The following is a 7,644-nucleotide window of genomic DNA, read 5'->3' as shown; positions in this document are numbered from 1 at the left end:
GCCATCGTTCTGGATCCGGGCAGCGATATCCCAGCCGCTGTAGAAGCTCTGCGGCAATTTTGGATGCCGATAAGGTTCGCCCCGGGGACGTAGGTTGTCGGGGGCTTGCGCCGAGCGAAGGGTATCCTCGTGCCGCTAACGATGGATGCGTGGTGCGCCCTTTGGCTTTGGCCGCTGGACAAAGCGTATCAGTTGCCCAGCCGAACGGAGTTTTTGCATGGAATGGCGATGATCCTTGAAGGCGGGTTCATGCCCGACGGATCGCTCGCTGCGCCTAGCATGGCGGAATTTTCAGATCCGGCACCAGACTTTCTCAACATGTTAGAGCCAGAAGCACCAGCAAAAGATCTATTTCAAGCAGCAAAAAGAAGACAGGAAACTCTATTCCGTGAAACGGATGTTGATGCGCTAGTGAATGAAGTAGATTGGCTCGGAGTTGCTGGCGGAGTGGCCGCTCGAGAGCGATTCACGCATTTTGATTTGATCTTCGCTGACGTGCTGAAGGCGCGTGGCGGGTTTGATGTGATCGTGGGAAATCCGCCCTGGGCCAAGCCATCGTGGAATGAAGCGGACATAATTGGGGATATCGACCCCGGCTTTATCACCCGCAAACTATCGGCGGCCGAAGCAAGACAGGCGCGCTCAATCGCGCTGAAGAAAGAGCCCGACCGCAAGGCATTTCTTGCGGCCTTTGCCTCGGTCAAAGGTGCTATGACGGTCACTGGGGCAGCGGTGATGCATCCCTTCGCCGGGGGCGGCCAGAACAATCTCTATCGCTGCTTCATTGACCTGAGCTTTCGACTAGCCGCACCAGAGGGGTTTGCGGCATTGATCCATCAGGATGGCCACTTGACCGACCCGAGAGCTGGTTCATTTCGCCGCGCGTGGTATGGAAGAATTGTTAAGCACTTCGATTTTCTTAATGTCGTTAAGACAAAAAACTTTGCAGAAGTTGCTCATTATGCGAGATTTAGCTTGAATATATATTCTAATAAATCGTCAAACGTCAATTTCACTAATATTACGTATGCATTTTTGCCTTCTCAGGTGGAAGAATCACTGCGGCATGACGGCGCGGGCGTCATTCCTACATTCAAGACCCTAAATGGCGATTGGGACACCCGTGGGCATGCCGACCGGGTTGTAACAATTGACGGCTCCGCCCTTGCTGCCATCCACGCGCTTACAGAGGATACGGCGGTTCCCGTCGATGAGGCCCGGTTCCTGCAGCCATATTCAAATAAGATGCTGCAGGTGTTCCGCGTTATCGCTGCGGCTCCATCTTTGGCTGACGTGATCGATCCGATCATTGAGATTGTTTCTACACCGGATGGTGAGCGCCAAGTCGAGATACCTGGCTGGCAAATGAGTAGCATTTGGCATGAGACAGGCGCGCAAAAAGGGCTCGGCGTGATTCATCGCGAAACGAGATTTCACGACAAACCCGATGAGATGGTTATTTCTGGTCCGATGTTCCATGTAGGAAATCCTTTCTATAAAACGCCAAAGGCAGTCTGTAGGACAAAGGCCGACTTTGAAATTGTCGACCTCAATAAATGTCCAGATGATTATTTGCCGCGGACTAATTATTCGCCATCGGTAGGTATGTCGACTTACCGATCGCAGTTGCCTCGCTGTAGGTGGGACCATGGAAAAAGTCATGTAGATTTCTATAGATTGTCGTTTAGAAGAATGATAAACTTGAACAGTGAGCGTAGTTTAATTTCAGCAATTATTTCAAAGGGTATATGTCATATTCATGCTGTGGAAAGCGCAGCGTTTAATTCAATTGAATATGCTGTGGCATCGGCTGCGCAATGCTCATCTATTATTATAGATTACCTCATCAAGGCTTCTGGAGTAACAAATTTCAATTCTGGCGTCTTAGGAAAATTCCCTTGGCAGAATCCGGGCGATACCGCCAAACACCGCACTCTGCGCCTTGCATGTCTGACTCATGCCTATGCCGGTCTATGGAATGAACTCGCTCATACCTTGAGGCCATTGCCGTGGCACTCACGCGATCCACGCCTCATTATCGAGGGGCCCATGGAAGGACCAGTCGTATGGGATCGAAACGCAGCGCTTCGCAACGACTTCGTCCGCCGCATGGCACTGATTGAAATCGACGTGTTGGTGGCCCAGTCGTTGGGCCTAACGCTCGACCAGCTTATTGATATCTATCGAATTTACTTTCCGGTTCTTCAGCAAAATGAAGCAGGTACTTGGTACGATAAAAAGGGTCGAATCGCTTGGTCCTGCTCCAAAGGGCTACCTGGCGTTGGCTATCTTGAAGAGGGACGAAGCCCGAGCCGCCGCCGGTGGGAGCAAATCCTCGAATCCAGCCCACGGCTCCTCGACTGCGAGGCCGTGATCGATTTCCTGCCCGGTGGTCCGCAACAAGTGATCCGGACTTTCGAAGGTCCGTTCGACATGTGCGATCGCGTCGAAGACTACAAGCGCGCCTGGGATTATTTTGAAGCACACAAGGAAAAGGGGGCGGCGGAATGAGCGGCGCCCAGGGCGAACTGCCGTTTAAAGGCGAAATATTGGGGATATCCAACATCCTCGCCGATACCGCGCAGAGCATTGATGATCTCTACCGGGCTGCGACGGAACCGGGCAAGGATCCGCCGTGGAGCGCCTTGTTCAACCGGATCGCCAAGTCGACCCATATGGCGCCGTTCAATCTGATGTTGGCCGACCTTCAGCGTCCGGGCGCGCGCTATGTCGCCTTCCGAGAAAATTGGGCAAAAGTCGGCCGGATCGTGAAGCCCGGCGTAATTCCCATTATCATTCTCTGGCCATTTTGCCCCATCCGTTGCGCCTATGATCTCGCCGATACAGAAGGGCCTGCCGAGGATGATGCGTTGCTCGCTCGTGTATTCGGTGAACCGCTTGAAATGAAGGATAACGCGGCGGCAAGTCTCGGGAATAAAGCGAAAAAGCACGATGCCATCGAGACGCGATTCGTCGACCTCGGTTCAAATTTGGCTGGCGACGCGCGCACGACCGGCGCCGAATTCGCAAAAAAGGGCGAGACGCAAAAGCCGCGATGGCTCGTGCGGATTGGCAATCACCTTCACGACAGCGCTCGTTTTGTGACTCTGACACACGAGCTTGGCCATATTTACCTCGGGCATCTCGGGGGCAATTCGAACAAGTGGCCGGATCGACGACCGCCGCGCCTCGATGTGCGCGAGTTTGAGGCCGAGGCGGTATCGTTCATTGTCGGAAGCAGGTTTGGCCTGCAGACGAGCTCGGCCGAATATCTCCGCGGCTATATCAAGGGCGACACCATCAACCACGTGAGCTTTTCCGCAATCGCCAGAGCGGCGGGAAGGATCGAACAACATGCGCGCTAAGGCGAAAGACCACGGAATGGAAGCCGGCCGATGAATCCGATCCTGCTCGGCCGTCAAGTGGAGCGCGGACTGAAGGACCTCGTCCGCGCCACATTGAACACGACGAGTCCCGCTTTCGAGGGCACCGTCGAACAATTTCTGTCGGAGCCGGCGAATTATATCAAAGGGCCCTGGATCTCCGTCGCCATGCCGTTTCGGCAATCGGTTGCCCCCGGAGAGCCATTCACGCAACCTTTTCCGCAGGTCCCGCTTCGTTTCGCTCCGTATTATCACCAGGTCACAGCCTTTGGCCGGCTTGCGGGAGCAAATCCGCGCTCAACCCTCGTGGCGACCGGTACTGGCTCGGGTAAAACGGAGTCCTACCTCTGGCCGATCCTGGACCATTGCCGAGCGAATAAGGACAAGCCAGGGATCAAGGCGATCCTGATCTATCCAATGAACGCATTGGCCACCGATCAGGCTCGACGCATCGCCCGCGCGATCAATGACATTCCCGCGCTCGCTGGGGTGCGGGCCGGAATTTATGCGGATGCGGAGCCTAAGGCCGCCAGCGACACGATGTCGGCGGACGACGTCATTACGCGCCGGGCGGCGATGTGGGCAGATCCACCGGACGTTCTCCTCACCAACTACAAGATGCTCGACTACCTGCTGCTGCGCGCGCGCGATCAGCCCCTTTGGGGACGGAATGAGCCCGAGACACTGCGGTTTCTGGTCGTTGACGAAATGCATACGTTCGACGGCGCGCAGGGGGCGGATCTCGCCCTCCTGATCCGGCGGCTGAAGCACCGTTTGCGCACGCCCGATAATCATCTCACCTGCGTTGGCTCATCCGCGACGCTCGGGAGCGGCGATGATGCGGCGGCGGCGCTGCGCGCTTATGCAAAGACGATTTTCGGCGAGACCTTTGACGAGAACGCCGTGATCCGGGAAACGCGCCTGACGCCCCGCGAAATCTTCGGGAACCCCGAATACACGGACTGGCCTGAGCCGTCCGAAGTGGCGACCGCTCTCGATGCCGCAACGGGAATGTCCCAAGCGGCGGCGGCCCAACATCTTTCCAACTGCCTCTTTCCCGAGCAGACCGATCGGGATCTCATAGCGCTTCGGGACGGCGACCCAGCGACGATTGCCTGGCGACTTCTTCTCGGCCGCGTATTGCTCGAGCACCTTGCCGTTCAGCGCGTGTTGAAAGTCATCGCGGAAAATCGCGGACCCGCTTCGCTTTCCGCCATCGCCGAGGGGTTGGGTTCGGTAAAGGCGATCGCTGCCTGGAGTCCAGAAGATCGGATGCGATTGGCCGAGCTGATCGTGTCGCTTGTCGCATGGGCGCGCGCGGGTTCCGAACATTCCCCACAACCTGTCTACGGTGTGCGGATACAGATTTGGGTCCGAGAGATGTCCCGCATGGTCGCGAGACTCCCGCGTTGGGAGGGGGAGGGGCGGCGCAGCGAAATTGAATTATTGCACGCGCATGATCTGGATCTGCACGAACTCAAGAATGTCTTGCCGATCGTGAACTGCAACCGCTGCGGGACGGCGGCGCATCTTGGAAAGCAGTCGCCTCGCGGACAAAGCCTTTGGGCGCCGTTGCCGGAGCTCTATGAGGAGTTCTTCGATGGCGGTTCAAGCCGTCTGCGGTTGATCTATCATGAAAGCATCAGTCGCAAGGCCGGGACCACGGGGAGGGGCGCGGTGATCGCCGGTTTCCTGGACTCGGAGAGCATCGAATTTTCGCCAGGCGATAATGGAGAAATTCTCGAAGCCGGATCGAAATGCCCAACCTGGCTTTATGATCCCACAGACGACCGGGGGCAATTTGACAGAACCTGTCCCGCCTGCGGCCATGCACATGGATTGTTGCTCTTCGGTCTAAGGGCCGCGCGTCTCACGGCGGCGCTGGCAAACACTCTTTATGCGTCGGAGCAAAATGAAGTGGAGCCGAAGGCAAAGCCTCGGTTCCTCATGTTTTCGGATTCTGTTCAGGATGCGGCGCAGCGCGCGGCGGTCGCCGAAATCCGCAACAGTGCGGCGGTCATTCGGAAATCGCTCTACCAGGCAATCACTGAAAGCCCGACGCGAAGCCTCACGTTGGACGAAGTTGTCAACGTCGTTCCCGAGTCGTTGAAAACGGAGCTTGGCAACGAGGCCTTCGTCGCAACCTTTATCGCTCGTAACCAGACTTGGCGCGATCCCTACGAAAAGCTCCTGAAGACAAGCCAACTGCCAGACGATGAACGGTTCCTGGATCACGTCAAATTGCGGCTTGGATGGGAATATTTCTCGGATCTGACCTACCGGTCCCACACCTCGCAGACGCTCGAAACCGCCGGACTGGCTATTGCCGAAGTCTCGCCCGCTCGTATTACCGAAGTGGCAAAAAAGCAGCCTCGCCAGTTGGCCAATGCCCTCTCCGGCGGTTTCGAGATTGATGAAATCAGCTGTGGTCGATTCCTCCACGGTCTGCTCCAGCAGATGCGCCGTCGCGGGGCGGTTGGCCACGCTTATGTCGAAGAGGGAATGGCCGCGATACCACGCACCCAGGGGGGGCCTAATTATTTCGCCGCCGGGTTCGCCTTAGGCCTCGGTAAAACAGGAACCTTGCCGTTTCCCGACTACCGGACTGGTGCTGCACCGCAGCCAATCACGCTCATGCGCAATGTCCAAGGCTATGAATCGCTTTTGCGTGATCACAGCACGAACTGGTATCGAGATTGGGCCGACAAGTTTTTCGGTCAAATCTCGTTGGCATTGATCTCACAGTACGAGGTGATTTTTGAAACCACATTACGCTGGCTTCAGGCGGCAGCGATAGTCCGGCGGATCGACCGACCTGAGCCCTCGCGAGAATATGGTTTCGTCATCGAACCGGACGCCATAGCGGTCTCGAATAATTTACAGAGCTTGCGCTGCGACCGATGCCGGCGGCAGGAGATCGCGCTTGCGAATAGCCCATATGTGGATGGCGCGCCCTGTATCCGCATCGGATGTCATGGCGCTTTGCGGAAGGCGCCTCCGACACGGTCCGAATTTACCGCGTCTCTCATGGCGTCGGATCGCAACCACCGCATTGTCGGTCGAGAGCACACGGGCATTCTCGAAGCGGATGAGCGTCGCGCCTTGGAGACAGGCTTCATTCGGGGAGAAACACCCTGGGCGCCCAACCTGATTTCGGCGACGCCGACACTCGAGATGGGCATCGACATCGGCGACCTTTCAACACTTCTGCTCTGCTCGGTGCCGCCAGAGGAAGCCAATTATGTTCAACGGATTGGTCGCTCTGGACGCCGGGACGGCAATTCGCTCAACGTGACAATCGCCACTGCTCGTCCTCATGACCTTCAATTTTGGGAAGAGCCGGACAGTATGTTGGCGGGTGAGGTGCGGCCGCCCGGCGTCTATGTTGGCGCCTTGTCTGTCCTTCTAAGGCAGGTCGCGGCTTTCACCCTCGACTGCCTGGTCGAAGCAGGCGAAATGTCGGACGACTACGGCAAAGTGCGGGATGTCTTGCGGAAGCTCGAAGAGGGACGCGCGAATGGCTTCCCGCTTGATTGGTTCCGCTTCCTTGATCAGAAGGGCGCCGATCTCGCGCGACAATTCATTCGCATGCTGCCAGCTGATATCGCAGCGCGTCCAGAGATCGGAGAGCGGATCAGCGCGTATCTGACTGGCCACGATCACTTATCACTCATTTGGCAAATCAGGTCGGTCTTTGACGCCGCCGCGCGGGAGCGCGAGGAACTCGTTGCCCTGCGCAAAGAACTCGATGCGGAAGCGCGGAGAGTTCGGCGGCGCGAAGCTGAGATGACCCCCGCGAAGTTCGAGGAGCGGCTCAACGAGATCAAGCGGGACAAAGGCGAGATCAATCATGCGATCCGGGAGGGGATCGACGAAGTGCAAGTCTTGCGTTTCCTCACGGACAAGGGACTGCTGCCCAATTACGCATTCCCGGAGGAGGGCATAAAACTCAAATCCATTCTCGCCCGCCAACCTGAAAGCGGCAGGCGTGAGGAAAACGGGGACAACCTCGTAACCCATGAATACATCCGACCGGCAAGTTCGGCGCTGACCGAATTTGCTCCCGGCCAGACTTTCTACGCGAATGGGCGGGAAGTCGTGATCGATCGGCTCGATCTTAGAGCTATGCGGGATTTTAGGTGACGGCGTGAATCAAGCGGCGGATTTGATTTCGGACGCGGCTTCGATTCCGTCTATGAACTTTACTCCGCTGATAACTTTCGGCAACTGATTTTGTCCTTTCAAGCGTCGCCAGGTTTTC

At 56.8% G+C, this 7,644-nt stretch carries 3 protein-coding genes; all 3 read left to right on the top strand.

The genetic code is table 11. The features are described 5' to 3' along the window. Nucleotides 1-222: 222 nt before the first annotated feature. The 3 genes from QZY01_RS09435 to QZY01_RS09425 are packed head-to-tail and all read left to right on the top strand — an operon-like array spanning nt 223 to nt 7,526. Nucleotides 223-2,511, top strand: a complete 2,289-nt coding sequence (locus QZY01_RS09435) for a hypothetical protein (protein WP_294536315.1) — start codon at nt 223-225, stop codon at nt 2,509-2,511. Next, nucleotides 2,508-3,365, top strand: a complete 858-nt coding sequence (locus tag QZY01_RS09430; RefSeq protein ID WP_294536313.1) for a hypothetical protein — start codon at nt 2,508-2,510, stop codon at nt 3,363-3,365. The genes QZY01_RS09435 and QZY01_RS09430 overlap by 4 nt, the downstream gene beginning before the upstream one ends. Nucleotides 3,366-3,395: 30 nt before the next feature. Next, nucleotides 3,396-7,526 carry a DEAD/DEAH box helicase gene (locus tag QZY01_RS09425; RefSeq protein ID WP_294536311.1) on the top strand — a complete coding sequence of 1,377 codons (4,131 nt, stop codon included), beginning with the start codon at nt 3,396-3,398 and terminating at the stop codon, nt 7,524-7,526. Nucleotides 7,527-7,644: the final 118 nt, after the last annotated feature.

It is taken from the genome of uncultured Rhodoblastus sp. (assembly GCF_903903185.1).
Classification (GTDB): Bacteria; Pseudomonadota; Alphaproteobacteria; order Rhizobiales; family Beijerinckiaceae; genus Rhodoblastus.
This window is presented reverse-complemented; position numbering and strand designations above follow the sequence as displayed.

What these genes read in the sequence shown, in the direction of transcription:
- QZY01_RS09435 (WP_294536315.1), top strand. Translation starts at nt 223, where the DNA reads ATGGCGATGATCCTTGAAGGCGGGTTCATGCCCGACGGATCGCTCGCT.
- QZY01_RS09430 (WP_294536313.1), top strand. Translation starts at nt 2,508, where the DNA reads ATGAGCGGCGCCCAGGGCGAACTGCCGTTTAAAGGCGAAATATTGGGG.
- QZY01_RS09425 (WP_294536311.1), top strand. Translation starts at nt 3,396, where the DNA reads ATGAATCCGATCCTGCTCGGCCGTCAAGTGGAGCGCGGACTGAAGGAC.